A 23,703-nucleotide genomic window follows, 5' to 3' on the forward strand; every position below is an offset into this window, starting at 1 on the left:
TCGTCTCGACCGTTTCGAATCGATACCGTCGGTGAGACTACCGATTCGCGGGCACCTCGAGCGGCCAGCGGTCGCCGTCGTCAGGGTCCGGTCGATAGCCGTCTCCGACCGGGATCGTGAGTCGCTGCACGGCCGTCTCGAGGCGGAGGGTCTCGGTCTCGAGCATCTCGCCGTCGAGACTGTACTCGACGGAGTCCCCGCGACTCTCGATCGTGAGCGACGGCGCTCGGCGGCGAATGATGTGCGCGCTGTCCCGGCCGAGCAGGCCCTCGAGCGCCGCGCCGCCGACGAGGTTCGCGGTCGCGGCGTCCTCGACGATCGTGACCTCGAGCAGGCCGTCCTCGACGTTCGCCTGTGCGGTCCGCGCGCCGGTAAAGCGCCGGCAGTTCCCGATGAGGACGAACAGCGCCTCGCCCTCCCAGGCCCGCGCCCGCTCGCCGTCCGGTGCCGACGCCGTCTCCACCCGCAGCGGGAGCGAGTCGAACTCGCCGACCGTCTCGACCGTGTTTTTCACGTACGCGAGCACGCCCAGCTCCGCCTTGCTCTCGGTGGTCGTCTCGCTGCTCGCCTCGGCGGTGATCCCGCCGACGCAGGAGTTGACGAAGAGCCGGTCGTTCGCCGTGCCGATGTCGATCGATCGCCGCCGCCCCGCTTCGATCACGGTAAACGCGTGCTCGATCCCCTCGATCCCGACGTTGGCCGCGAAGTTGTTGCCCGTCCCGGCGGGGACGACCGCGACGGTGGTCGTCTCGAGCGCGTCCGCGGCGGCGACGCCGTTGACGACGGCGTTGAGGGTGCCGTCGCCGCCGGCCGCGGCGACGAGGTCGGCGTCGGGTGCGGCCTCGCGGGCCAGTCGCGTCGCGTCGCCGGCTTCTTCGGTTCTACGAATGTCGAAGCCGTGGTCGCCGGCGAGCGTCGCGACGTCGTCGACGTGGTTCCCGTTTCCGCTGACGGGGTTGAGGACGAGAACGCGGTCGCTCGTCTCCGCGGGAGTCATACTGCAGTACATGCCGGCCGCACGCAAAAGAGTCTGCCCGGCGTTTGCTCCAGTATGTACGCGGTCGATCTGCACGCACACACGCGCTTCTTCCACGGCCGACGCTCGCTCGGGGACCGGTTCGACCCGCTCGGCGTCCGCCTCCTCGCGGCGGTGGCCCGGCGGCGCGGCCTCGACGGGGTCGCGACCACCAACCACGATTACTACACCGCGTTCGATCCGTCCTCCCACGTCGAGACTCTGCCGGGGATCGAGATCACGACCGACCGCGGCCACGTCCTCGTCGTCGGCCCCGATCCGCCGGCGGCGACGAAACCCGGCGCGCTCTCCCCCGGGGAGGCGGTCGCGCTTGCGCACGACCGCGACTGCGCCGCCATCGTCGCCCACCCCTTCCGGAACAGCACGGTGCGGGAACTCGAGGACGTCCCCTTCGACGCGATCGAGGTCAACGGCAAACACCCGCGCTCGCAGCCGCTGGTCGAGCAGTTAGCCGAAGAACGGGATCTCCCGCTGGTCGGCGGTAGCGACGCGCACTACCCCTTCGAGGTGGGCCGGGCGTACACGGTCGTCGAGGCCGACCGGCTCACGCCCACGTCGATCGTCGACGCCATCCGCGAGGGGAACGTCAGCGCGCGCGTCTCGAGGACGGGACCCGACCGCCTGCTCCGCCGGGGCTACCGGGCGATCCACGACCGCAAACAGGTGATCGACGCGATCGAACGGCCGACGCCCGGCGTGGGCAAACCGCCGGGCGAGGAGGAGGCCGATTGAGGGATCAACTGCGGTCCGGCCGACAGACCGATCGCCGTGGGGTGGCGCGCGCTGTCTGCGAGACGCTTCCAACGATCGCGTCTCCAAAGCGAACAGAGAGCGAAGCGATCCGTGAGCGGGCCATCCGTGCTCGTGCGAGTGCGTGGTCCGAAATCACCGTCTTCTGCTCACCGCTACAACGACGGAACGTGGTTTTCACCCCCGTCACTCGAGGACGCGCTGTTCGCAACGGTCACTGTGATATCGTCGGTATCGCGCTTCGAGGGGGCCGTCTCCCCGTACGACTTCCGACTGTCTCGATTCGCAACGGAAGCGAGTCGAACTCGCCGACCACTCCCTTTAATACCGTGACACTTTTCCCCTCTATCTGGTATACTGTGAAACATGATGGTCACGATCGTCGTGGGATACGTTTTCTTGTCCGTCGTCGCTCTTCCGGTTCTCGTCTATTTCGACGCGCGACGACTCGAGATAGACGATCCCGGTAAATGGATCGGAATTGTCCTCTTGACGGGCGGAACGGGTGTTTTGTTGTACCTCTTCGAACGGACTGATGCGAAACACGGAAGCGGGAGCGACGAGGCTGATCCGTTCGGTCTCCCCGGGTCATCGCCCCCCGACAGAGCAGCGTCCGATCGCGATATCGACGACTCCAAGTGAGACGGTACACCGCCGTCTCGTGGGTTTCATCCTCGACCCAGACCGATACAATCCGGGCCCATTAGCAGTAGATATAAGTTCTAACGAGTCAATGGATAGACCGGAAGCCGGTCTCCCGTGGGGACGTTACCGAAACGTCCCGGGTGGTCCAAGCACCCGAGACTTGGCTTCCACCATACGGCGAAGCCATGATTCCGTACAGCCTTCCGGGATATAAACGTCCCGCACGACGCCCGAATCGCCAGCCGCGACCAGTCTCGAGTCCGCGCACACGGCCGCGACGACCCGGGAGGGCCGGCGCGTGAGCGACGACGGCGAGGCCGGCGCGGTCTCCCCGGCCCCGTTCCCCGACTGTCCCCACTGCGGCGAGCCGGTGCAGTTCGTCGTCGCCACGGGTCCCCACACCGGCACCGTCGAACCCTGCGGCTGTTCCCTGCCGCCGGACCTGTTCGACCAACTTCGCGAGGAGTAGTCGCCCTCGCGCTCGAGCCCCCCGAAACCGGCCGGAACGGAGATGAGAACTCGAGGGGCGGTCCGATCGATTCTGCCCGTTTTATTCGTCGCGTTGCGCACTTTTATACTACCCCGTTTCGTACGTATAATCATGGGTCGCGATAGGGAGTCCGTTCCGGTCTTGCTTCCGCCGGAACTTGTTCACGAACTCGATGCGCTGGTCGAACAGGGGATGTTTAGCTCACGGTCCGAAGCGCTCCGGTACGGCGCGCGGCTCGTCGTCCGCGAAGAACGGCGGTCGCGCCACAACTGACGCGCCGACGGGCGGACCCGCGACGACGGTCGCGAGCGACTGGGACGGAACGTGCGTCCGCGCCTCGCCATCGATTCTCGCGCTACTGCACCCGCCCGATCGGCCGGCGAGCTGTGTCGATCGCGAGTCGCTCGAGCCGCCGCCCTCAGCCGCCGGGCCGCCTGAACGTGTACGCCACGTCGTCGGCGTCGATCGTGAGCGACCCCGCGTCGTGGTCCACGACGAACTCGACCGCCCCACGCCAGTCGAAGTCGTGCAGCGGCATCCCCGTACTGACGCGTCCGTCACGCGAGACCTCGAGGTGGGCGGCACCAAAGTCGATCCGAATCCGATCGTCTCCGGTCGTCACGTCGCCGGTTTCGCCGAACCGGCGCAGTTCGTCGATCACCGTCTCCCAGTCGCCGAGCTGGACCCTGTTTGCCATCGGGGTGAAGACGACGCCCGCGAACTAATACCGCCGGGCGACAGATTCAGGTCCCTGGTCCGGGACTACCCGGTACGGATTCGACCTCTCGCATGTCCACATCGCTTCCCGACTCGTTCGATCTCCTCGAGGCGACCGTCGCCGACGTTCGCGCGGCCGTGGCGGACGGGCGCGTCACCGCCGAAGCGCTCGTCGACCGCTATCTGGCGCGTATCGACGCCTACGACGATCTGAACGCGATTCTGACGGTCAACGACGACGCCCGGCGGCGGGCTCGCCGGCTCGATGAGCGCTTCGAGAGCGACGGGTTCGTCGGCCCGCTCCACGGCGTTCCGGTCGTCGTCAAGGACAACCACGACACACACGATATGCCGACCACGGCGGGATCGGTAGCGCTCGCCGAGTCCACGCCGTCGCGCGACGCGTTCGTCGTCGAGCAACTCCGCGACGCCGGGTGCGTCGTCGTCGCGAAGGCGAACCTGCAGGAGCTGTCGTTCGGCGTCGACACGATCAGCTCGCTCGGCGGTGCGACGCGGAACGCGTACGACCTCGAGCGGCGGCCGGCGGGCTCCAGCGGCGGCACTGCGGCGGCCGTCGCCGCGAACCTCGCCGTCGTCGGAACGGGGACCGACACCTGCTCGTCCGTTCGGTCGCCGCCCGCGTTCAACGATCTCGTCGGCGTCCGTCCGACCAGGGGGCTGGTGAGCCGGACGGGCATCGTCCCGCTGAGCGAGACGCAGGACACGCCGGGCCCCATCGCTCGGACCGTCGCGGACGCCGCGCGGCTGCTCGAGGTCGTGGCCGGCTACGATCCCGCGGACCCGGTCACGGCGAGGGGCGCGGATCAGATCCCCGAGGACGGGTACGTCGCCCACCTCGACGATGCCGGTCTCGAGGGGGCGCGCATCGGCGTCGCCCGGCAGTTCTTCGGGCTCCGGAACGAGGAGCACGCGTCCGCGGCCGACGCCGAGGCGGTCACGGCGGTCGTCGAGGACGCGATCGAGGCGATGGCGGCGGCCGGTGCGACGATCGTCGACCCCGTCGAGGTCGTCGACGGCGACCGCCTCGCGAGCGCTCGCGTGCTGCAGTACGAGTTCGCGCGCGACTTCGACGACTACCTGTCGGAACTCGGGGACGCGACGCCCCTCGACTCGCTGGCCGACCTCGTCGACACGGGAACGATCGCCCCGTCGATCGAATCCCGAATGGAAGCGGCCGGCATCCTCGAGATGGACACCGGGTCGCTGGACGAGAACGTCGGCTACCTCCGGCGACTCCGGCGGCGAGGGCGGCTCAGGGAGACGACGCTCTCGAGGCTGGCCGAGCACGACCTCGACGCCGTCCTGTATCCGCCCTCGACGGTTCCGCCCGTCGAGATTCCCGACCACCAGCCGTTCGAAGAGATGAACTGCGAGCTGTCCGCGCACACGGGACTGCCGGCGATCGTCGTCCCGGCCGGCTTCACGGACGACGGGCTCCCGGTCGGCGTCGAACTGCTCGGCAGGGCGTTCGCCGAACCCCGGCTGTTCGAGCTGGCGTCCGCCTTCGAGCGAGCGACCGACAACCGGCGGCCGCCCGACCGGTTCGGGGCGCTCGACTGACGCGTTCGACCGATCGGCCTAGCCGAGCTCCTCGTCCAGAATCAGCCGCGTCTTCGTGTTCACGACCTCCTCCTGGTCGCGGGCCTTCGTGATCAAATCGTTGACCCCGCGCGTGTCCGCGGCGTCGACGACGAGCACGACGTCCTGCTCGCCCGAGACCATCCAGACGAAGTCGACCTCGTCCCACTCGGCCATCCGCTCCGAGACCGCTTTGGTGTCGACGTCGACCGCGACGCTGATCTCGAGCATCGCCTGGACGTTGCCGGTCCGGGTCGAAATCGTGAAGCGTTCGATGACGTCGTCGTCCATCATGCGCTCGACGCGGTTGCGGACGGTCCCCTCGCTCGTCCCAACCTCGTCGGCGATCTCGGTGTACGGCGTCCGGGCGTCTCGCCGGAGAATATCGAGAATCTGTCGGTCCAGGTCGTCCATGGAGATGCGTACCTACGTGTGACCTGCACTTACCGATTACGAAAATCGTAACTGAGCTTCGAAGACAACACTTATGATGGTCCATCCGATACGTAGTTCGTAATGACGGAAGCCTACGTCGCACTGGAGGGCGGCCACGTACTCGAGGGTCGTGGTCGCGCGTCAGGAACGGCTCGCGGTGAACTCGTTTTCACGACAGCGTATACGGGGTACGAGGAGAGTCTGACCGACCCCTCCTACGAGGAGCAGATTCTCACGTTCTCGTACCCGCTGATCGGGAACTACGGCGTCCGCGAGGAGCGGTTCGAGGACGACCGCGTTCACCCGCGTGCCGTGATCGCGAAGGAACTCACCGAGGACGTCGTCGGCTGGCTCGAGGACGAGGGCGTCCCGGCGGTCGACCACCTCGACACGCGCGAGGTCGTCACCGACATCCGCGACGGCGGCGCGATGAAGTGCGGCATCGCCGTCGGCGAGGACGTCACCGAGGAGGACGCGCTGGCCGAACTCGAGCAGTGCGAGGCCATGAGCGACCACACCGACATCGGCGCGCAGGTCAGCGTCGACGAGCCGGCCGTCCACGGCGCGGACAACGACGGCGAGACCGTCGCCCTGATCGACTGCGGCGCGAAGGGCTCGATCGTCGACTCGCTGCTCGAGCGTGACGCGACCGTGCACGTGTTCCCCTACGACGCGGCCGCCGCCGACGTCGAGGCCGTCGACCCCGACATCCTGTTCGTCTCGAACGGTCCCGGCGACCCGGTCAACTTCGAGGGCGCGATCGCGCTCGTCGAGGCGTTCGTCGAGGACACGCCCGTCGCTGGCATCTGTCTCGGCCAGCAGATCGTCGCCGAGGCGCTCGGCGGCACCACCGAGAAGATGACCTTCGGCCACCGCGGCGTCAACCAGCCCGTCCTCGACCTCGAGTCCGGGCAGGTCGTCATGACGACCCAGAACCACGGCTACACCGTCGCCGATCCCGGCGAGCACCTCGAGGTCACGCAGATCAACGTCAACGACGACACGCCCGAAGGGATCGACGGCGTCGAGTACGACGTGATCACCCGCCAGTACCACCCCGAAGCGAACCCCGGCCCCGAAGACACCCTCGACTTCTTCGACGACGTGCTCGCGATGGCTTCCGAGCGAGCGGACACGCGGGCGGTTCCGGCCGACGACTGACGGCCAACTGCGACCGCGACGTGTCGTGTCGATTCTATGTTTGTTCCCGTCCAGTGGCGACGCCGGCCGTGACTCGAGGACGATCGGAGCGACGAGTGAGCGAGTCCGACTCGCGATCGCTTCCGGACCTGCTCACTCGTCGCTCGAACCGTCCCGGTCGAGCCTGTCGGCGTACTCCCGGACCGCCGCGTCGTCGACGGCCTCGAGCAGGACCTCGTCGTCGAGTGCCGCCGCGAGCCGTCGCTGGCCGCGGTCGGCGCGCCGGTCGGCCGCGTCGGCATCGACGTACTGCTCGAGGCGGTCGTCGGTGTGCTCCTCGGCGAGCCGGCGGATCGTGTCCGCCTCGAGATCGTCGGGTGCGTCCCGATCGAACAGGTCGACCCACCGTTCGGGGTCGGCCCACTCCGCTTGCAGGTTCGCGGCCCTGCGCCGCCAGTCGTAGTGATCCGCGAACCGGCCCCAGTACCCGTCCTCGCGTCGCAGGTCGCGGCACAACGCGCGGGCGACGGTCGCGCCGTGGCCGGCAGCGATGATCGCCTGATCGCCGCAGCCGGCGAGCGGCCCGGCGACGTAGCAGCCGTCGACCGGCGTTCGACCGTCGTCGTCCGGATACTCGCGATCGAACCGGTCGGCCGTCTCGCCGTCGCCTTCCGCGGTGACGAACAGCGCGTCGTCGTCGTCGAGCCCGCGGAGATACGACCCGTCGTACTTCGTCGCGGCGATCACGAACCGTGCCGTGAGCGGGTCCCCTTCCTGCGTCTCGAGCCGGAACCCCCCGTCGTCGAGGGACGCGACCGACTCGACGAGGTCGTCGCGGAGCCGACAGCCCGCGGTTTCGGCGTGCTCGTGCGCCAGCGAGAGGAACGTGTCGACGTCGATCGCGCCGGGAAACCCGAGGTAGTTCTCGAGGGACGCACACCGCCGCAGCGAGGAGGGGCCGCGATCGAAGAGCACCGTCTCGAGGTCGGCTCGAGCGGTGAAGACGCCGGCGGCGCAGCCGGCGGGACCGCCACCGACGATAGCGACGTCGGCGTCGAATCCCGGATCGCCGTCGCCGGGTCCGCGCTCGTCGTTGTCGCCGCTCATTCTACGCTCCGTCAGTGACGATCGCCGCCACGCGCTGGCGGTCGAACAGTTGCTCGTCGTCGGGGATCGTCGGGTACGAGTCGCCGGACTCGTAGCCGGGCCACTCGCCGAACTGCTCGGGATAGAGCTGCTTGGCCGTCATCTCCAGCTGGAAGAGGTTCATGATCGGCCCCTGGTATCGCATGCCGCTCGCGAGGACCTGGTCGTTCCCGACCGCGGTCAGTTCCCTGCCCGCGGCGTGTGATTCCAGGCGGTCCCGGACGTTCTCGATCGCGTAGTTCGGCGTGATACCCCAGAGGTGGAGGATGACGTCCGGGTCGGCCTCGAGCATCGTCTCGTAGTCGACCTGCCCCCAGTCGCCCTCCCACTCCACGTCGGCGAGCGCGTCGTGGGCACCGAGTGGCCGCGTCTCCGCCTGCCAGAAGCCGGGCGTGTTGAGGTGGTAGGCGTAGAACACGCCGTCTCCCAGCGTGACTCGGGCGACCGTCGGCCGGTCGTCTTCGGGCGGGAGGGCCGACTCGATCCGCGTCCGCGTCTCGTCGTAGACCGCGGCGAGCGCCTCGTAGCGGTCCCGTTCCTGAAAGACGGCCGCCACCGTCTCGAAGAGCTCCCAGAGGGTGTAGTACTCGTAGCTGTCGGCGTAGACGTCGGCGGGCTCGCTGTGGACGCCGCTGTGGTAGCTGCCGATCCAGGGGGCGACCGCGTCGGCGATCTCCTCGACGTCGTCGTCGTCCCAGTCGTCCTGCGTCGTCAGCACGTACGACGGATCGAGGAAGTGGACGTCGCTCTCCGCGCCGTAGAGCTGTTCTTTCGTCACGCCGCCCTCGAGCGGGTTCTCCAGGCCCTCCCAGTCGAACTCGACCCCCTCGAGTCGGTCGTAGAACTTGGTCATCGTCGTCCCCGACATCTCCGGGGCGAAGAGCGTCTGCACCGCGTCGCCGTGCCCGAGCGCGACCGCCATGTCGGCGTACTGCGTGAAGGTGACGAAGGCCCGCTCGGGGACGCCGTCGAACTCGACCTCGCCCATCGGTGCCATCGACACCGTGTACGAGTCGCCCCCGCTCTCCGAGCCGGGCTCGGTCCCGCTGATACAGCCGGCCAGCGCGGCGCTTCCGGCGGTCACTCCCGTCGCCACGAACGCACGTCGGCTTTGGCCCGATCGCATCGTCGCTTCCATACGTTTTAGGCTCGCCTAACAATTCAAAAGTCGTTCGGTTTTAGGCCGGCCAAAATGTGGGGGAAGGCACCGTCTCGTCGCACAGCGCCGCCCTCGTCGCTCGAGGGCGGCCGCCGATCGCCCCGCTCGCCGCGATCACTCGTCGAACGAATACGTGACCGTGACGCTGGCGCTCACGCTGACGGGGTCCGCCTCGATCTCCGTCGGCGGTGCCGCGTCCTCGGCTGCGTCGCCGCTCGAGAGCGTCTCCCGGACCGGGTGGACCGCCACGTCGTTGGTCGTGACGGCCGTCGTTCCCTCGAGTTCGACGTTGCGGTTGTCCGCGATGTGGCTCGCTTCCTCGTCGGCGCTCCCGAGTGCGGCGTCGATCGCCTCTTTTCGCAGCGTCGAGCGCGTGTCTTCCTGTAGCGTGAAGTTCACGCGTCCGACATCGTCGGCGCCGGCCTCGATCGCCGCGTCGATGACCTCGCCGACGCGGTCGACGTCGGTGACCGTCACCTCGAACGAATGTGATCCCTCGAACCCGTCGGCGTCTCGTCCGTGCGCCGGGTGAACGCGGTACCGGCCTTCTTCGACGTTCTCCTCCGGAATGCCGAGATCGTCGAACGCCGCGCGAAGCTGTTCGGCCCCCGTCGCCAGCTCGTCGGTCACGGCGTCGGCGCTCTCGCCGGTCGCCTGCACGCCGACGCTGATGGTCGCTCGATCCGGGTCGGCGTCGACCTCGCCGGTCGCGCTGACCGTAATCTCGCCGCGGTCCGCGCTCGCGTTCGCGTTCGCGTCCTCGTTCGGTTCGGAGTCGGTACGACTGAGCGGATTACCCGCACAGCCCGCGATCGCCGCCGCGACCCCGACGCTCGAGGCCGCGAGGAACTGTCGTCGATCCATACCGTTCGGTCGACGGGCAGGGAAAAAACCCCTCGCCAAGCTCAAACGGGCCTTTGAGCGTCGAGTCCGTGCGACGATCGATCCCGTTCCCAAGGGCTGGTACGACAGTCGAAGACGTTCGGGGGAATCGATAGTTCGGAAGGCACGAATGACTGTCCGATGGACGGAACTGCCGAATCCACGGCCGACATCGACGCCGCCGAGAGCGTCGACGAACTGATCGGAGAGACGCCGCTCGTTCGGCTGGACGCCTTCGCCGACAACTGCTACGGGAAGCTCGAGGCGGCGAACCCCTACTCGGTCAAGGATCGCATCGCGCGGGCCATCGTCGACGCCGCCGAGCGTGCAGGTGCGCTCGAGCCCGGCGGCACCCTCGTGGAATCGACCAGCGGCAACACGGGAATCGGGCTCGCCGCGGTCGCCGCCGCGCGGGGGTACGACTGCGTGCTGACGATGCCCGAATCGATGTCGACCGAGCGCCGCCAGCTTCTGCGGGCGCTGGGGGCGGACCTCGAGCTCACCCCCGCCGAGGACGGGATGGGCGGGGCCAACGAGCGCGCCGAGGAACTCGTCGCCGACCGCGAGGACGCGATCATGGCCCGCCAGTTCGAAAACGCGGCCAATCCCGCGGCCCACCGGGAGACGACGGGGCCGGAGATCTGGGCGGCGACCGACGGCGGCGTCGACGCCGTGGTCGCGGGCGTCGGCACCGGCGGGACGATCACCGGCGTCTCGGAGTACGTGAAAGAGGAGCAGGGGAAGACCGAGTTCACGTCGGTCGCGGTCGAACCCGCCGAATCGCCGACCCTCTCGGCGCTCAGTTCCGACGGCCACGACATCCAGGGGATCGGCCCCGGCTTCGTCCCCGATATCCTCCGGACCGAGCTCGTCGACGAGACGCGAGCGGTCGAGGCGGCCGATGCGAAAGCCGCGGCCCGGAAATTGGGACGCAGCGACGGACTGCTGGTCGGTATCTCCGCGGGGGCAGCGCTGGCCGCCGCCGCCGACTACGCGACCGACCACCCGGACGAACTGGTCGTCGCAATCCTGCCGGACACCGGCGAACGGTACCTCTCGACGGATCTCTACGCGCTCGAGTAGCCGGTCCGGCCCTCGAGCCGTCCGGGTTTTGCTCGAACGGGGCCGCTCGAGCCCGACCGCCGCCTCAGTCGAGCGCGACCCGACAGCCCGTCTCGGTCGACTCGTAGGCGGCCTCGATGGCGTGCAGGTCCGCGAGCCCGTCTTCGCCGTCGGGCTCGGGATCGGTTCCCGTCAGCACGCAGTAGCCGAAGTAGTCGAACTCCTCGCAGACCTCGTCGACCGTCGGCCCCGTGTACTCCATTCGAACGTCGCCGCTCTCGACGACCATCTCGTGGGGGACGACGCCGCCGAACGGCGACTCGATGTGGATCTTTCCGTCGGTGCCGACCAGTTCGAGCTGGCTGCTCGCGTGGGCGTCGAAGCTCGCCGTACACGAGGCCGTCGCGTCGGTCTCGTACTCGAGCTGGAAGGCGACGTGTTCGTCGACGTCCGCGAAGGGGCCGCCGCTCGAGTGTGCGGTGGCGTACACGCCCGTCGGCTCGCAGTCGAGCAGGAACCGGATGGTGTTGAGCGGATAGACGCCGAGGTCGACCAGCGCCCCGCCGCCGGCCAGCTCCGGATCGAGCCGCCACGTGTCGGGACTCGCGTGCTCGAGCAGCGGGTGCGAGAACGCGCCGTGGACCTGCACGACGTCGCCGATAACCTCCTCGTGAACGAGCTCTCGGGTGCGTCGAACCGTCGGCTCGGTCTGCAGCCGGTAGGCCGTCATCAGCGTCACGCCGGCGTCGGCGCAGGCGTCGACGATCCCTCGAGCGCGCTCGCTGGTGATCTCGAGGGGTTTCTCGCAGAGGACGTGCTTTCCGCGCTCGGCCGCCGCGGTCGCGTACCGTCCGTGGAGGGCGTTCGGCGTGGCGACGTAGACCGCGTCGTAGGCGGCCGCGCGCTCGCCCGCGAGGAAGTCGTCGTAGTCGAGGACCACCGAGACGTCGCACTCCGCTGCGACGGCGGTCACGTCGTCGGGGGAACTCGTGACCAGCGTCGTCGTCTCGCAGTAACTGCTCGCGGCGATCGCGGGGAGTGCGCGCTGGCGGGCGAAGCCGCCGATTCCGACGACGGCGAGCCGGACCGTTCCGTCGGCCGGTTCGTGCTCCCAGTCCCGTACCGTGAAGTTCGCGAACACGTCCTCGAGTGCCATACCGTCTCTAGGGATCACGGCGAAAAGCTTCCATCGACCGGACTCCTGACGGTCTCGAGCGGTGATCTGTCGGCAGCGATGAACAACCGACAATACGTTTTCGACCGTTGTATCCGTCGATGGTATTCCCCCGGAACTAACTTTCGAAGGAAAAATTTATTCAATAGCCGGGACTGATATGCGTGTACCCACAGGTGACGTAAGATGGTCAAAATGGAAACGGCGGAGCTGGAAACCGATCTGAGTTTGTTCAAATACGACTCCCTCGAGCAGCTGCCGTCCCGGTACCGGGATTTGGCGGCGGACGAGCGGACCGATCGCATCGAGGCGGCGCTCGAGGAACTCGGCGACGACGTCGTGATTCTGGGACACAACTATCAGCGACGGGAGATCGTCGAGCACGCGGACTTCATCGGGGACTCCTACCAGCTCTCGAAGGAGGCGGCCGAGGCCGACGCCGAGTACGTGATCTTCGGCGGCGTGACGTTCATGGCCGAGAGCGCGGACATCATCACGGACGACGATCAGTCCGTGATCCTCCCGAGCATGGAGGCGTCGTGTCCGATGGCGGGGATGGCCGAAGCGCTGCAGGTCGACAGCGCGTGGGCCGAGATCACGGCGGCCGCGCCCGACGCCGACATCGTCCCGATCACGTACATGAACTCGTACGCGGATCTGAAAGCGTTCTGTGCGAGTCAGGGCGGGCTCGTCTGTACCTCCTCGAACGCCCACAAGGCGTTCGAGTACGCCTTCGAGCGGGGCGACAAGGTGCTGTTCCTGCCCGACAAGCACCTCGGGGAGAACACCGCCCACCGGCTCGGCATGGAAGACGAGATCGCCGAGTGGGACCCCTGGGACCCCGAGGGCAAGGACGCCGACGAGGTCGCCGAGAGCGACATCATCCTCTGGGACGGCTACTGTCAGGTCCACGAGCGGTTCCGCGAGGACCACGTCGACCAGATCCGGGCGGACCACCCGGACGCCAACGTCATCGTCCACCCCGAGTGCCGTCGCGAGGTCGTCGAAGCGGCCGACGTTGCTGGCTCGACCGCGACGATCTGTGAGACGGTCGCCGAGGCCGACCCCGGCGACACCTGGGCGATCGGCACCGAGATCCACCTCACCAACCACCTCCAGCGCTGGCACCCCGAGGTGAACGTCCTGCCGCTCTGTGGCGACGCCTGCATGGACTGCAACGCCATGCGCCAGATCGACCCCAACTACCTCACCTGGGTGCTCGAGGAACTCGCCGAGGGACGCGAACACAACGTGATCGAGGTCGCCCCCGAAGAGAAGGAACTCGCGGGCGTCGCGCTCGATCGCATGCTCGAGATCTAACCATGACCGAAACCGACACCGACACCGACACCGGCACGGCGACGACCGACGGCGAGACCGCGGACGTTCTCGTCGTCGGCAGCGGTATCGCGGGCTGTGCGGCCGCCCTATCCGCAGCCAGAGCGGGCGCGGAGGTCCTCCTGCTGACGAAGGCGACGAAACCCGACGACGCCAGCACGGACTGGGCGCAGGGCGGTATCTCGACCACGCGAGGCGACCCCGAATCGCTCAAAGCAGACATCGTCGACGCCAGCGACGGCACCGCCGATCCGAACGCCGTCGACGTCCTCGTCGAGAACGCCGACGACGCCGTCGAGGACGTGCTCGTCGACACCCTCGGGGTCGGGTTCGACGAGACCGACGACGGCGAGTTCGACTACACGCGCGAGGCCGCCCACTCGGAGTACCGCATCCTCCACGTCGACGCCGCGACCGGGACCCACATCCTGCGGCCGTTTCTGAACTACGTCGACGACCACGAGCGCATCGAGGTCCGGCAGGACACGGCCGCGCTCGAACTGATCACCGCGGAGGGACGCGTTCACGGCGTGATGTCCGACGAGGAGCCAGCGGGCCACCCGATCTACGCCGGCGCGACGATCCTCGCGACCGGCGGTATCGGTGCGCTCTACGGTCGGTCGACGAATCCCGACGACGCGACGGGCGACGGGATCGCCATGGCCGCGCTCGCCGGCGCGGACGTCGCGGACATGGAGTACATCCAGTTCCACCCGACGGCGTACGATTGCGAGGCGCGAAGCGGCGAAGCCGCGGCGCGAAACCAGACGTTCCTGCTCTCCGAAGCCCTGCGCGGCGAGGGGGCCGTCCTCCGCAACGGCGAGGGCGAGCGGTTCATGGACGACTATCACCCGCAGGGCGACCTCGCGCCCCGCGACGTCGTCGCCCGCGCGGTCGAAACCGAACGCGAGGCGACCGGCGAGGTCGTCCTCGACGTCGGTTCCCTCGCCTTCGAGACCGACTACCCCGCCATCGCCGAGCGGTGCCGCGACCGCGGCATCGAGGGCGACGAGATCCCCGTCGCCCCCTGCGAGCACTTCCTGTGCGGCGGGATCGACGTCGACGAGCACGGCCGCACGTCGCTCGATCGGCTCTACGCCGTCGGCGAGTGCGCCCGCACCGGCGTCCACGGCGCGAACCGGCTGGCCAGCACCAGCCTGCTCGAGGGGCTCGTCTGGGGGCTCCGGGCGGGCGCGGACGCGACCAGCGAGGTGCAACGCACCTCGAAGCGAAGTGGTGGGACCGCGGAGCGCTTCGAGCCCGAGATCGTCGACGCGCCCGAACTTCGAACCCGGGACCCCGACCTCCCCGAACGATTCGCCGCCGAGAAGTTCACCCGGCTCACGCGGACGATGGACGAGTATCTGGGCCTCGAGCGCGACCCCGAGGAGATCGCCCGGGCGAGCGCCGTCCTCCGGCGGCTCAAGGGCGAAGTCGACGCCTACGTCCGCACGCGGACGGCGCGGGACCTCTACGAACTCCGGAACGCCAGCGTCGTGGCGCTGTTGATCGCGCGGGCGGCCGGCGAGAACACCGAGTCGGTCGGCTGTCACTACGTCGCCGACGACGAAACGCCCCTCCCGTAGCGACCGAGCAATCGCGCCGCTGCCGGTGTGATCATCGCGGTCGCGCTTTCCGACGCTTCCGTCGCCCGTTACGTCTGCCGATCCGACGGCGAGTCGTTCGCGTCACCCGTCGCCGACTGCGCCGGTGCCGTCCGTTCGGCGGTCGGCTCCGTCCACTCGGTGACCACGTCCCCCTTCGCGACGTGAATCTCGCGCTGGGGGAACGGAATGTCGATATTCGCTTCGGTCAGCGCCTTGTACATCGCCCTGTTGAGTTTGTGCGTCGCTTTGGCCGCGCGTGTCGGCGACGCTACCCAGCAGAGGAGTTCGTACTCGAGCGCCGAGTCGCCGAACGCCCGAAACCGCATCCGCGGCTTCGGCGAGTCGAGGACGAGCGATTCCTCGTCGGCGATCTCGAGGACGAGTTCCTCGAACGCGTCGATGTCCGTCCCGTAGGCGACGCCGATCGGGACTTTGAGCCGTTTCCGGCGCTTCGGAGCCGACTGGTTGATCACCTTCGCGGCGTTGAGAACCGAGTTCGGAACGGTCACCAGTACTTCGTCGCGCATCATGAGCGTCGTCGACCGGATGCCGACCGAGACGACGGTTCCCGCTTCCCCGGAGTCGAGTTCGATGTAGTCGCCCAGCTTGTAGGTGTCGTCGAAGTAGAGCGCGATGCCGCCGAAGAAGTTGGCGACGGTATCCTTCGCAGCGAACCCGACGGCGATGCCGGCGACGCCGGCGGCCCCGAGCAGCGGCGAGATGCTGTACTCCCACAGCGACAGCAAGACGGCACCCGTTCCGCCGACGACGACCAGCGTCCAGACGTTCGAGAAGACGGGCGCGAAGTCGAACCGCGAGCCCTTGTCCTTGACCTCCTCGACGAACCGGTTGACGATCCGGTTCGAGGCGAAGGCCCAGGCGACGATGATGACGGACAGCGACGGCTTTCCGAAGAACGTCTCGAGTTGATCCGGCGTCACCAGAACGGTTTCGGTAACGGACGGCACCTGTGTGAGCAGGTACACGCCCGTCAGTGCAGCCGTCACGACGATCGGCAATCGGAGCTCCTCGACGAGGATGTGATCGTACCGCGTCTTCGTCCGGCTCGTGTACCGAAGCAGCCCCCGGAGAACCACGATCTCGAGGGCAACCGCGATGCCGAGTGAGATACCGACGAGCAGTATCGTCGCTTGCCACCCGGGAACGCCGTCGAAGAAGGAGGCGAATAGATCGGAGAACGCCGCGGTCATACGGGGGACAGGCAGCGGGACGAGGTAATAGTGTCTGAAACTCGACTGTCACCTTCGCCCGACAATCGCCGAAGCGAACAGGCGACTCGAACCCGGGTCGATCATCGTCGCCCGGATCGCGTGCCGTGTCGATGCGACGGAGCGCGTGCGATCGGTCGGTCCCGTCGGGCGTCTGCGGTCCGGCCAAACGGATCCTTTATTTTCGCCGGGACCGCACCCGCATCCACGGCTGTATGTTCACCGACGCACAAATCGAACGCTGGCTGCGCGAGGACGTCGGCCACCACGACGTCACCAATCAGGTGCCCGGCGAGACGACCGGCCGACTCGTCGCAACTGAACCGGGCGTCGTCGCCGGTCTCGAGGCCGCGGCGGCCGTCTTCGACTCCCTCGGCGTGGCCGTGACCGATCGGCTCGAGGACGGAACCGACGTCGAACCCGGGGACGAACTGCTCCACGTCGCGGGGACCGCCCGCGAGGTCCTCCGGGGCGAACGGGTCGCCGTCAACCTCGCGGGCCACGCCTCGGGGATCGCGACGCGGACGCGGACGGCGGTCGAGAACGCGCGGACCGAATCGGACGACGTGGCGATCGCTGCGACCAGAAAAACCACGCCGGGGCTGCGCGGCCTCGAGAAGCGCGCCGTCGTCGCGGGCGGCGGCGATACCCACCGGCTCGACCTCTCCCACATGGTCATGGTCAAGGACAACCACGTCGCGGAACTGGGACTCGAGGACGCCGTCGCCCGGTTTCAGGAGCGGGCCTCGTTCGCGACGAAGATCGACGTCGAGGTCGAGACCGTCGCGGACGCGCCGCGGGCGGCCGCCGCCGGTGCCGATATCGTTCTGCTCGACAACATGACGCCCGACGAAACGCGGGCGGCCGTCGACGAACTCGCCGACTACGAGGGCGTGCTGGCCGAAGCCAGCGGCGGGATCACCATCGCGGACGTGCCCGAGTACGCCGCGACGGGCGTCGACGTCATCTCGATGGGATCGCTCACCCACTCGGCTCCGTCGCTGGACCTGTCGTTCCGGACCGGTGAGTGAGCGACGTCTTCTGGTCTCCATCCGCCGGGACGGTTCGGGCGGCGCCGCTCCGACGGCCCTCGTTGCCCGTTGCCCGGTGCGTCGTCACTCGCGCGGACGAAGCGTCGACTCCAGATCCCGCTCCTCGAGGAACAGCGACGGATCGTCGTGGGAGAAACTGACCCACCGCTCCGTCGAATCGGCCGTGACGTGAAGGAACAGTTCCTCCTCGAGGAGGGCCGTTTCGAAGACGGCGCGACAGTCCGTGACGTCGTACGCGAGCGGGACGAACACCGCGGTCTCGTCCGCGTCGGCGCGTTCGACCGCGAGCGCGACGCGCCGGTCGCTGTCCGCGTCCGCGAGCGGACGGTAGTAGACGTCGGCCGCAGTGATCTCGACCGTCCCCGCCTCGATGAGGTCCTCGACGGCCGCGTACTCGTCGGCGCTGACGGTGACGTCGAGGCCGACCCGCTCGTCCCGATCGACCGGGGCGACTCGCGTCGGCTCGAGGACGACGCTGTCCCAGCCGTCTTCGCGGTACTCCTCGGCGATGGCCCGCGCGTCCTCGAGGAGTTCCTCCCAGAGCGGCCCCGTCGTCGCGTCGTCCGCCGGTTCCGATCCGTCCGCCGTCATCGATCTCCCTCCGGTCGCGTCGTCATACACGACACCGACGATCCGGAGCGGAAAAACGTTACCTCACGTCCCGTCGTCGGGGAGGTCCAGTCGTTCCATCGCGTCGCGCCAGACGTCCGCCCCGGCGGGATCACACGCGGCTCGCCACTCGCTCGGCGACAGGATCGTCGCGTCGATCTCCCCCTTCTGGGCCGCCGCGGGCGGGTCCGATCGGACCTGGTGGAGCAGGACGCCGACGCCGTTCGTCTCTCGGATCCGGGCCAGCGCCGATTCGGCCTCGTCGACGGGCACGAACGACAGCATACACTCCGTCACGAGAACGTCGATCTCGTCGATGTCGAACGTCTCGCGCAACGTGTCAACGAGGTCGTCGTCGCGAAGATCCGCCTCGACCAGGAACTCCCGCGTCGGCTCCGCGGCCGTCTCCAGGATCGACTGCGAGGTGTCGAACCCGTACGCCGCCACGTCGCGCTCGCGCAGCGCCTCGACGGTCGTCGCCGTGCCACAGCCCGCGACGACGACGACCGGCGCTCGATCGGCGTCCGCGACCGTCTCGGCGAACGACGCTAGCTCCCGAATTTTGTCGTACCGCTCTCCCATATCCCAGCACCGGTCCGGAGGTCGAAAACGTTCTCGGTCGTCGGTCGTCGGTCAGCGTCGGCCGCGAGTCCGTTCGGCGTCGATCCGTTCGACCGAGACGTCCGTCTCGTCGCCGATCAGACACCCTTCGATCGCCGTCCGGACGGTTCTGGGGTCCGACGGCCCGCCCGCGTCGGCGACGGTCCCCACCGTCGCCGGGTCGAGCGGAACCGCGAGCGCGTCGTAGACCGTCTCGAGCGCGTCCGCCAGCGCCTCGCGGTTGGCCACGAGGACGATCCCGGCGACGAGGGCGGCGTCGCTCCGGACGCGCTGTGCGATGCCGACGAGCTTCCGCCGCTCACCGGTCGGCTCCGTCACCGACAGCGAGTGCGCTCCGGGACAGAACGAGTCGTCCGGTTCGCCGCGAACGGGATCGATGTCCAGCGTCCGTAGCGCCCGCTTGAGGGCGTCCGTGGCTCGCTCGTACCGGTCCGTCGACCCGCGTCGGAAGTCCGCGACCGGTTCGGCGCGGGCGAACGCCAGCGTCGTCGCCCCGTCGTAGGCGACCGCACGGCCCCCGACGTCGCGCTCGATCGGGGGGAAGTCGCGCTCCCGTGCAGCTTCGCGGGCGCGGTCGTATCCGTCGCGGCGGCCGTCGCGGCGGCCGAACGCGAGCTGTCTATGGGGGGTCCAGACGCGGACGGCGGGCTCGCCGTCGGTGGCGACCGAGAGCAGCCGTCGACTCGCGTCGCGATCGGCCGCGATCGACGCCGCCCGGCCGCGGAACACGCGCATAGCGGACGTAGAACCCGGTGGGCCTAAACCCTCCCGCCACCCAGAGGCGGATAGCCGATGGCCGTCACCCTTCCCGAGTCCGTCCTCGCGCAGTACGAGCGGTTCTCGCTGTACAACTCGCCGTACCCCGCCCACGACGGCGGCTGCGCGATCGACCTGTACCCGGGCACCCTCGCCGACGGCCGGACTACCGCCGCACCGAGCCCGGTCGCCGGCACCGTCCGCGAGACTCGGACCGTCCGCGCGCCGCCGAAACCATACGCGCCCGAGCACGACCACCTGATCCTGATCGATCCCGCGGCGTCCGGCCCGCTCGCGGGGCTGACGGTCCGCGTGCTCCACGTCGAGCCGTCGGTCGCGGCCGGCGACCGCGTCGAGCGCGGCGAGTCGCTTGGCCGACTCGTCCGGGCGGGCTTTTTCGCGCCGTGGGTCGACAACCACCTCCACGTCGGGGTTCGCGACCCGGACCAGAACCCCTACCGGGCGTCGGGCTCGCTGCCGCTCGAACTCGGCGTGTCCGTCCGGCCGCTCGAGTGGGACGGCACGGGCCGGGTCGTGTCGACCGGCGACACCTACGCGGTCCTCGATTCGCCGGCCCATCCCGATCCCGGCGCGGCGTTCGTCGGCGTGCGGGCCGACGACGGCGGCGTCCTCGACGGCGGACTGCCCCACTACGACGGCGGCGGGTTGCTCGAGCGGCCAGCCCCGGTCGACACGGCCGGCGCTCCCGCCGAGAGGGTCGTCTCGCTGAACGGCGACCGACTCGGCGTCGCCGACGGGCGCACGATCGCGTGGGACGACGCGACCGTGACGGCGAACGGCGAGCCGATCACCGGACTCTCGCTGTTCTGCGCTCGAGACGCCGACTTCGGCGCGAAGCTGATCTGTCCGGAGCGGTCGTTCGAACGCGGGGAGCTGGTTCGGGTGCGCGTCCGCTCGAGCGACGAGCGGTGAACCCGGACACGGCCGATGGCTGTTCGTCGCCCCCGCCAGCGGCGAAACGGTCTAGTCGGTCCGCGCCCGGTGGCGCGCTTTCGACCGCTGGTAGGCGTCGTCCTCGCGGACTCGTTCCCAGTATTCCTCGAAGACGAGTGCGGCGGCTCGCTTGTCCCGGTCGGCCCATCTCTGGGGATCGCGTTCGACGCCGTCGTCGCCGTACTTCCGACCGCTGGGATACTTCGCGTACCGCATCGCCCGGGTGTAGCCCATCTGCAGGTACTTGCGGGCCATGTCCATGCCCGGAAACTCGTCGCGCTCCCGATAGCGTTCGTACCGCTCGTAGATCGCTTCGGCGGCTTCCTCGGCGGCCGCTTCGTCTCTGTACGACCACAGCGGGAGCAGCTCGCTCTTGTAGGGCTCGACTTTGAACACCCCAGCCTCGCCGCGACCGATCTCGTAGGCGTCGGGATCGGCGCGGAAATCGACGTCGTACTCGGGGCCGTCGCCGAGTTCGGTATCGTCGGTCACGGGCGAGGTACGCGCTCGAGTCGAATCAATCCTCGACAACGTGAACGGTGAGAAACGTAGCTGTCAAGAACGTCGCGGGCGGATGGGTGGCTATGCCAGAGGAGACGCCGACGATGGAGGCGCTCGACGAGTTCGACGATCGCGAGGGGATGCTCCAGCACTTCCTCGACGAGAACCAGGAGTTCCTCTCGTGGCTCGGGACGAGCGTCGACAACGTCGGCGACGGGACGATGACGATGTCGATCCCCTACGACGAGAAGTTGACGAATACGCGGCCGGATGCCGGCCCCGACGAGCGGGCCGACCTCCACGGCGGCGTCGCGGCCACCCTCATCGACACCGTCGGCGGGATCGCGCTCCGGACGGCCATGGACGACCCCTTCGGCGTGCGGATCGCGACGATCAACCTGAACGTCAACTACCTCCGTCCGGCGACGTCGGATCTCGTGGCGACCGCGGACGTGGTCCGTGTCGGCGGCAGCGTCGGCGTCAGCGAGATCACCGTCGAGAGTACGACGCCGGACGGGGAAACGAAAGCCGTCGCGACCGGACAGGGTGCCTACCGCGTGTTCCGGCCGGAGTAGTCGCCGGGGCTCCGATTCGACCGCCGTCGCGCACCACCGCGCTCGAGGACGCCGGGTCCCCTCGAGCGGCGGGTCGCCGCGATCTCTCCGTCACATATCGGCGAGGAATAATGTCCGCCGCGTTCGGGACGACTAGATCGACCCGAACACGTTCTGTCGCCTTTCCACTTCGCAGGAATTCGTCTCTCACCTATTACGGTGGCTTTTCGAGTGGAACTTGTGACGAGCGGGGTGGCAGGTCGGCTCCCGCCACCCGCGGACTACCGCGTCACGCCGACTGCGCGGAGCGACCCCTGAAGGACAATGACCCGAACCCACGATTCCGACGACGGACGGACCGAACCGAGCCGCTCGACCGACGCTGCGATCGCCACCGAGAGCGAGTCGGAACGCGATCCGCTGTTCGCCCGCATTCCCCGACGAGACTTCGTGAAAGCCGGCGCGGCCACGGGCGCGATGGCGTCGCTGGCCGGCTGTACGGACCTCCTCAGCGGCGGCGACTCGGTCTCCCTCGAGGACGTCAGGACCGACGTCAAACCCGGCGAACATGACGACTACTACGCGTTCCTCTCGGGCGGTCACACCGGCGAAATCCGCGTCTACGGGCTCCCCTCGATGCGCCAGTTGATGCGCATCCCGGTGTTCCAGTCCGAGAGCGCCCGCGGCTACGGCTACGACGACCGGACGAGCGAGATGCTCGAGGAGTCGGGCGGCTACACGTGGGGTGACGCACACCACCCGCGCGTGAGCCAGACGGACAACGACTACGACGGCCGCTGGGCGTTCGTCAACGACAAGGCCAACGGCCGGATGGCCCGGATCAACCTCACGTACTTCGAGACGGACGCCATCGTCGACATTCCGAACCAGCAGGGAACCCACGGTGCCTGCTGTCTGCTGCCGGACACGAAGTACGTCTTCGGCGTCGGCGAGTTTCGCGTTCCGATGCCCAACGACGGACAGGATCTCACCGATCCGGACAACTACACGTCGACGATCGCCGCGATCAACCCCGAGACGATGAACGTCGAGTGGGAAGTGCTGGTCGACGGGAACATGGACAACGGCGACGGCGGCAAGGAGGGCCGCTGGTTCTTCGCGACCGGCTACAACAGCGAACACGCCACCTCCCAGAGCGAGATGTCCTCGAGCGACACCGACTGGGTGAAGGCTTTCGACGTGCCGGCCATCGAGGAGGCGGTCGAGGCCGGCGAGTACGAGGAGATCGATGGCGTCCCGGTCGTCGACGGGACCCGCGACAGTTCGCTGAACGAGGGCGACCGCCCCGTCGTCCGCTACGTCGACGTATCGAAGAGCCCCCACGGCGTCAGCGTCACACCCGACGGGAAGTACGCGATCGCCAGCGGGAAACTCGACCCGACGGCGACGGTCATCGACATCGAGACCCTCGCCGAGGCCGACGACCCCAACGAGTCGATCGTCGGTCGCCCGCGACTCGGCATGGGACCGCTGCACACCGCCTACGACGGCCGCGGACACGCGTACACGACGCTGTTCATCGACTCGCAGGTCGTCAAGTGGGACATCGAGGCGGCCGTCGAGGCGAGCGAAGAGTCGACGGACCCGGTGGTCGAGAAGATCGACGTCCACTACAACCCCGGCCACCTCATCGCCGCGGAGTCGTACACGGCCGATCCGCAGGGGGACTGGCTGATCTCGCTGAACAAGCTCTCGAAGGACCGGTTCCTCCCGGTCGGCCCGATGCACCCCGAGAACGACCAGCTGATCTACATCGGCGACGACGACGAGGGGATGGCCCTCGTCAAGGACACGCCGTCCTACGCCGAACCCCACGACGCTTCGATCGTCAGCGCGGACAAGATCGACCCCGCGAAGGTCTACGACCCCGACGACTACGACGCGGAGTTCGTCTCGCCGGATGCCAACGACATCGTCCGCGAAGACGGCCGCGTGCACGTGAAGATGCACTCGCAGCGCAACGAGTTCGGCTTCGAGGAGGTGACCGTCACGGAGGGCGACGAAGTGACGATGACCGTCACCAACATCGAGGAGACCTCCGACATCCTCCACTCGTTGGCCATCCCCGAGCACGATATCAACATCAAACTCGCGCCACAGGAGACGCGCGAAGTGACGTTCACGGCCGACGAACCGGGCGTCTACTGGATGTACTGTGCGTTCTTCTGTAGCGCGCTGCACCTCGAGATGCGCTCGCGACTGATCGTCGAACCAGCGGAGTGACCA

The 23,703-nt window shown here is 68.3% G+C and carries 25 protein-coding genes; 13 read left to right on the top strand and 12 right to left on the bottom strand.

Annotation, left to right across the window (positions count from 1 at the left end; translation table 11 throughout):
- Positions 1 to 37 precede the first annotated feature (37 nt).
- Positions 38 to 997, bottom strand: a complete 960-nt coding sequence (locus BMX07_RS13180) for a diacylglycerol/lipid kinase family protein (RefSeq protein WP_394328392.1) — start codon at positions 995 to 997, stop codon at positions 38 to 40.
- A 54-nt stretch (positions 998 to 1,051) separates the two neighbouring features.
- Here BMX07_RS13180 and BMX07_RS13185 point away from each other — a divergent pair, with 54 nt between their 5' ends.
- The 4 genes from BMX07_RS13185 to BMX07_RS13195 all read left to right on the top strand — a co-directional run bounded on the left by BMX07_RS13185 (position 1,052) and on the right by BMX07_RS13195 (position 3,194).
- Positions 1,052 to 1,768: a PHP domain-containing protein gene (locus tag BMX07_RS13185; RefSeq protein ID WP_090618343.1), complete on the top strand. Its 717-nt coding sequence runs from the start codon at positions 1,052 to 1,054 to the stop codon at positions 1,766 to 1,768.
- 384 nt (positions 1,769 to 2,152) lie between these two features.
- Entirely contained in the window at positions 2,153 to 2,428 is a 276-nt protein-coding gene (locus tag BMX07_RS13190; protein WP_090618344.1) for a hypothetical protein, read from the top strand.
- A gap of 301 nt (positions 2,429 to 2,729) precedes the next feature.
- The gene (locus tag BMX07_RS24515; protein WP_175480142.1) at positions 2,730 to 2,900 is read left to right on the top strand and encodes a hypothetical protein; all 171 of its coding nucleotides are present in this window, start codon (positions 2,730 to 2,732) and stop codon (positions 2,898 to 2,900) included.
- Positions 2,901 to 3,032: 132 nt separating this feature from the next.
- Positions 3,033 to 3,194, top strand: a complete 162-nt coding sequence (locus tag BMX07_RS13195) for a ribbon-helix-helix domain-containing protein (RefSeq protein WP_175480143.1) — start codon at positions 3,033 to 3,035, stop codon at positions 3,192 to 3,194.
- A 145-nt stretch (positions 3,195 to 3,339) separates the two neighbouring features.
- Here the strand turns inward: BMX07_RS13195 and BMX07_RS13200 are convergent, their stop codons facing one another.
- The gene (locus tag BMX07_RS13200) at positions 3,340 to 3,618 is read right to left on the bottom strand and encodes a hypothetical protein (protein ID WP_090618345.1); all 279 of its coding nucleotides are present in this window, start codon (positions 3,616 to 3,618) and stop codon (positions 3,340 to 3,342) included.
- A gap of 92 nt (positions 3,619 to 3,710) precedes the next feature.
- Here BMX07_RS13200 and BMX07_RS13205 point away from each other — a divergent pair, with 92 nt between their 5' ends.
- Positions 3,711 to 5,219 (top strand): amidase family protein, encoded by a 1,509-nt coding sequence (locus BMX07_RS13205; RefSeq protein ID WP_090618346.1) that lies wholly within the window; start codon positions 3,711 to 3,713, stop codon positions 5,217 to 5,219.
- Between the two features lie 18 nt (positions 5,220 to 5,237).
- Here BMX07_RS13205 and BMX07_RS13210 read toward each other — a convergent pair whose 3' ends face one another.
- A complete protein-coding gene (locus BMX07_RS13210) occupies positions 5,238 to 5,651 on the bottom strand; it encodes an Lrp/AsnC family transcriptional regulator (protein ID WP_090618347.1) in 414 nt (137 codons plus the stop codon).
- Positions 5,652 to 5,753: 102 nt separating this feature from the next.
- Here BMX07_RS13210 and carA point away from each other — a divergent pair, with 102 nt between their 5' ends.
- Positions 5,754 to 6,833, top strand: a complete 1,080-nt coding sequence (gene carA / locus BMX07_RS13215) for a glutamine-hydrolyzing carbamoyl-phosphate synthase small subunit (protein ID WP_090618348.1) — start codon at positions 5,754 to 5,756, stop codon at positions 6,831 to 6,833.
- A gap of 132 nt (positions 6,834 to 6,965) precedes the next feature.
- Here the strand turns inward: carA and BMX07_RS13220 are convergent, their stop codons facing one another.
- The 3 genes from BMX07_RS13220 to BMX07_RS13230 all read right to left on the bottom strand — a co-directional run bounded on the left by BMX07_RS13220 (position 6,966) and on the right by BMX07_RS13230 (position 9,981).
- A complete protein-coding gene (locus tag BMX07_RS13220) occupies positions 6,966 to 7,919 on the bottom strand; it encodes an NAD(P)/FAD-dependent oxidoreductase (RefSeq protein ID WP_090618349.1) in 954 nt (317 codons plus the stop codon).
- Position 7,920: 1 nt separating this feature from the next.
- Positions 7,921 to 9,096 (bottom strand): ABC transporter substrate-binding protein, encoded by a 1,176-nt coding sequence (locus BMX07_RS13225; protein ID WP_090618350.1) that lies wholly within the window; start codon positions 9,094 to 9,096, stop codon positions 7,921 to 7,923.
- A gap of 135 nt (positions 9,097 to 9,231) precedes the next feature.
- Positions 9,232 to 9,981 carry an SIMPL domain-containing protein gene (locus tag BMX07_RS13230; protein ID WP_090618351.1) on the bottom strand — a complete coding sequence of 250 codons (750 nt, stop codon included), beginning with the start codon at positions 9,979 to 9,981 and terminating at the stop codon, positions 9,232 to 9,234.
- Positions 9,982 to 10,140: 159 nt separating this feature from the next.
- On the opposite strand from BMX07_RS13230, the gene cysK reads away from it, so the two are divergent.
- Positions 10,141 to 11,082 (top strand): cysteine synthase A, encoded by a 942-nt coding sequence (gene cysK / locus BMX07_RS13235; RefSeq protein WP_090618352.1) that lies wholly within the window; start codon positions 10,141 to 10,143, stop codon positions 11,080 to 11,082.
- Positions 11,083 to 11,146: 64 nt separating this feature from the next.
- Here cysK and gfo6 read toward each other — a convergent pair whose 3' ends face one another.
- On the bottom strand, positions 11,147 to 12,217 hold the full coding sequence (gfo6, locus tag BMX07_RS13240) for a D-xylose 1-dehydrogenase Gfo6 (RefSeq protein WP_090618353.1): 1,071 nt from the start codon (positions 12,215 to 12,217) through the stop codon (positions 11,147 to 11,149).
- Between the two features lie 204 nt (positions 12,218 to 12,421).
- On the opposite strand from gfo6, the gene nadA reads away from it, so the two are divergent.
- Together nadA and BMX07_RS13250 are read left to right on the top strand one after the other, a co-directional pair.
- Positions 12,422 to 13,555: a quinolinate synthase NadA gene (gene nadA / locus BMX07_RS13245; RefSeq protein WP_090618354.1), complete on the top strand. Its 1,134-nt coding sequence runs from the start codon at positions 12,422 to 12,424 to the stop codon at positions 13,553 to 13,555.
- 2 nt (positions 13,556 to 13,557) lie between these two features.
- Positions 13,558 to 15,159 carry an L-aspartate oxidase gene (locus tag BMX07_RS13250; RefSeq protein ID WP_090618355.1) on the top strand — a complete coding sequence of 534 codons (1,602 nt, stop codon included), beginning with the start codon at positions 13,558 to 13,560 and terminating at the stop codon, positions 15,157 to 15,159.
- A gap of 68 nt (positions 15,160 to 15,227) precedes the next feature.
- Here BMX07_RS13250 and BMX07_RS13255 read toward each other — a convergent pair whose 3' ends face one another.
- Positions 15,228 to 16,391, bottom strand: coding sequence for a mechanosensitive ion channel family protein (locus BMX07_RS13255; protein ID WP_090618356.1), 1,164 nt, complete (start codon positions 16,389 to 16,391; stop codon positions 15,228 to 15,230).
- A gap of 233 nt (positions 16,392 to 16,624) precedes the next feature.
- Here BMX07_RS13255 and nadC point away from each other — a divergent pair, with 233 nt between their 5' ends.
- Positions 16,625 to 17,440 carry a carboxylating nicotinate-nucleotide diphosphorylase gene (gene nadC / locus BMX07_RS13260; RefSeq protein WP_090618452.1) on the top strand — a complete coding sequence of 272 codons (816 nt, stop codon included), beginning with the start codon at positions 16,625 to 16,627 and terminating at the stop codon, positions 17,438 to 17,440.
- Positions 17,441 to 17,524: 84 nt separating this feature from the next.
- Here the strand turns inward: nadC and BMX07_RS13265 are convergent, their stop codons facing one another.
- From BMX07_RS13265 to BMX07_RS13275, 3 genes are all read right to left on the bottom strand, one after another.
- Entirely contained in the window at positions 17,525 to 18,052 is a 528-nt protein-coding gene (locus BMX07_RS13265; protein ID WP_090618357.1) for a DUF7529 family protein, read from the bottom strand.
- A gap of 63 nt (positions 18,053 to 18,115) precedes the next feature.
- Positions 18,116 to 18,652, bottom strand: coding sequence for a class I SAM-dependent methyltransferase (locus tag BMX07_RS13270; RefSeq protein WP_090618358.1), 537 nt, complete (start codon positions 18,650 to 18,652; stop codon positions 18,116 to 18,118).
- Between the two features lie 51 nt (positions 18,653 to 18,703).
- Entirely contained in the window at positions 18,704 to 19,426 is a 723-nt protein-coding gene (locus BMX07_RS13275) for a lipoyl protein ligase domain-containing protein (RefSeq protein ID WP_090618359.1), read from the bottom strand.
- 57 nt (positions 19,427 to 19,483) lie between these two features.
- Between BMX07_RS13275 and BMX07_RS13280 the strand changes: the two genes are divergently transcribed.
- Positions 19,484 to 20,380: a DUF8155 domain-containing protein gene (locus tag BMX07_RS13280; protein WP_090618360.1), complete on the top strand. Its 897-nt coding sequence runs from the start codon at positions 19,484 to 19,486 to the stop codon at positions 20,378 to 20,380.
- Between the two features lie 51 nt (positions 20,381 to 20,431).
- Here BMX07_RS13280 and BMX07_RS13285 read toward each other — a convergent pair whose 3' ends face one another.
- Positions 20,432 to 20,893: a DUF4385 family protein gene (locus BMX07_RS13285; protein WP_090618361.1), complete on the bottom strand. Its 462-nt coding sequence runs from the start codon at positions 20,891 to 20,893 to the stop codon at positions 20,432 to 20,434.
- Positions 20,894 to 20,985: 92 nt separating this feature from the next.
- Between BMX07_RS13285 and BMX07_RS13290 the strand changes: the two genes are divergently transcribed.
- Entirely contained in the window at positions 20,986 to 21,477 is a 492-nt protein-coding gene (locus BMX07_RS13290) for a PaaI family thioesterase (RefSeq protein WP_090618362.1), read from the top strand.
- A gap of 303 nt (positions 21,478 to 21,780) precedes the next feature.
- The gene (gene nosZ / locus BMX07_RS13295; RefSeq protein ID WP_245742112.1) at positions 21,781 to 23,700 is read left to right on the top strand and encodes a TAT-dependent nitrous-oxide reductase; all 1,920 of its coding nucleotides are present in this window, start codon (positions 21,781 to 21,783) and stop codon (positions 23,698 to 23,700) included.
- Positions 23,701 to 23,703 lie beyond the last annotated feature (3 nt).

It is taken from the genome of Natrinema salaciae (assembly GCF_900110865.1).
Classification (GTDB): domain Archaea; phylum Halobacteriota; class Halobacteria; order Halobacteriales; family Natrialbaceae; genus Natrinema; species Natrinema salaciae.

What these genes read in the sequence shown, in the direction of transcription:
- BMX07_RS13220 (WP_090618349.1), bottom strand. Translation starts at nt 7,919, where the DNA reads ATGAGCGGCGACAACGACGAGCGCGGACCCGGCGACGGCGATCCGGGA.
- cysK (WP_090618352.1), top strand. Translation starts at nt 10,141, where the DNA reads ATGGACGGAACTGCCGAATCCACGGCCGACATCGACGCCGCCGAGAGC.
- BMX07_RS13230 (WP_090618351.1), bottom strand. Translation starts at nt 9,981, where the DNA reads ATGGATCGACGACAGTTCCTCGCGGCCTCGAGCGTCGGGGTCGCGGCG.
- nosZ (WP_245742112.1), top strand. Translation starts at nt 21,781, where the DNA reads ATGACCCGAACCCACGATTCCGACGACGGACGGACCGAACCGAGCCGC.
- BMX07_RS13255 (WP_090618356.1), bottom strand. Translation starts at nt 16,391, where the DNA reads ATGACCGCGGCGTTCTCCGATCTATTCGCCTCCTTCTTCGACGGCGTT.
- BMX07_RS13205 (WP_090618346.1), top strand. Translation starts at nt 3,711, where the DNA reads ATGTCCACATCGCTTCCCGACTCGTTCGATCTCCTCGAGGCGACCGTC.
- BMX07_RS13270 (WP_090618358.1), bottom strand. Translation starts at nt 18,652, where the DNA reads ATGGGAGAGCGGTACGACAAAATTCGGGAGCTAGCGTCGTTCGCCGAG.
- BMX07_RS13290 (WP_090618362.1), top strand. Translation starts at nt 20,986, where the DNA reads ATGCCAGAGGAGACGCCGACGATGGAGGCGCTCGACGAGTTCGACGAT.
- BMX07_RS13185 (WP_090618343.1), top strand. Translation starts at nt 1,052, where the DNA reads ATGTACGCGGTCGATCTGCACGCACACACGCGCTTCTTCCACGGCCGA.
- BMX07_RS13190 (WP_090618344.1), top strand. Translation starts at nt 2,153, where the DNA reads ATGATGGTCACGATCGTCGTGGGATACGTTTTCTTGTCCGTCGTCGCT.
- BMX07_RS13180 (WP_394328392.1), bottom strand. Translation starts at nt 997, where the DNA reads ATGACTCCCGCGGAGACGAGCGACCGCGTTCTCGTCCTCAACCCCGTC.
- BMX07_RS13250 (WP_090618355.1), top strand. Translation starts at nt 13,558, where the DNA reads ATGACCGAAACCGACACCGACACCGACACCGGCACGGCGACGACCGAC.
- carA (WP_090618348.1), top strand. Translation starts at nt 5,754, where the DNA reads ATGACGGAAGCCTACGTCGCACTGGAGGGCGGCCACGTACTCGAGGGT.
- BMX07_RS13280 (WP_090618360.1), top strand. Translation starts at nt 19,484, where the DNA reads ATGGCCGTCACCCTTCCCGAGTCCGTCCTCGCGCAGTACGAGCGGTTC.
- BMX07_RS13210 (WP_090618347.1), bottom strand. Translation starts at nt 5,651, where the DNA reads ATGGACGACCTGGACCGACAGATTCTCGATATTCTCCGGCGAGACGCC.
- BMX07_RS13225 (WP_090618350.1), bottom strand. Translation starts at nt 9,096, where the DNA reads ATGGAAGCGACGATGCGATCGGGCCAAAGCCGACGTGCGTTCGTGGCG.
- nadC (WP_090618452.1), top strand. Translation starts at nt 16,625, where the DNA reads ATGTTCACCGACGCACAAATCGAACGCTGGCTGCGCGAGGACGTCGGC.
- BMX07_RS13275 (WP_090618359.1), bottom strand. Translation starts at nt 19,426, where the DNA reads ATGCGCGTGTTCCGCGGCCGGGCGGCGTCGATCGCGGCCGATCGCGAC.
- BMX07_RS13265 (WP_090618357.1), bottom strand. Translation starts at nt 18,052, where the DNA reads ATGACGGCGGACGGATCGGAACCGGCGGACGACGCGACGACGGGGCCG.
- BMX07_RS13200 (WP_090618345.1), bottom strand. Translation starts at nt 3,618, where the DNA reads ATGGCAAACAGGGTCCAGCTCGGCGACTGGGAGACGGTGATCGACGAA.
- nadA (WP_090618354.1), top strand. Translation starts at nt 12,422, where the DNA reads ATGGTCAAAATGGAAACGGCGGAGCTGGAAACCGATCTGAGTTTGTTC.
- BMX07_RS13195 (WP_175480143.1), top strand. Translation starts at nt 3,033, where the DNA reads ATGGGTCGCGATAGGGAGTCCGTTCCGGTCTTGCTTCCGCCGGAACTT.
- gfo6 (WP_090618353.1), bottom strand. Translation starts at nt 12,217, where the DNA reads ATGGCACTCGAGGACGTGTTCGCGAACTTCACGGTACGGGACTGGGAG.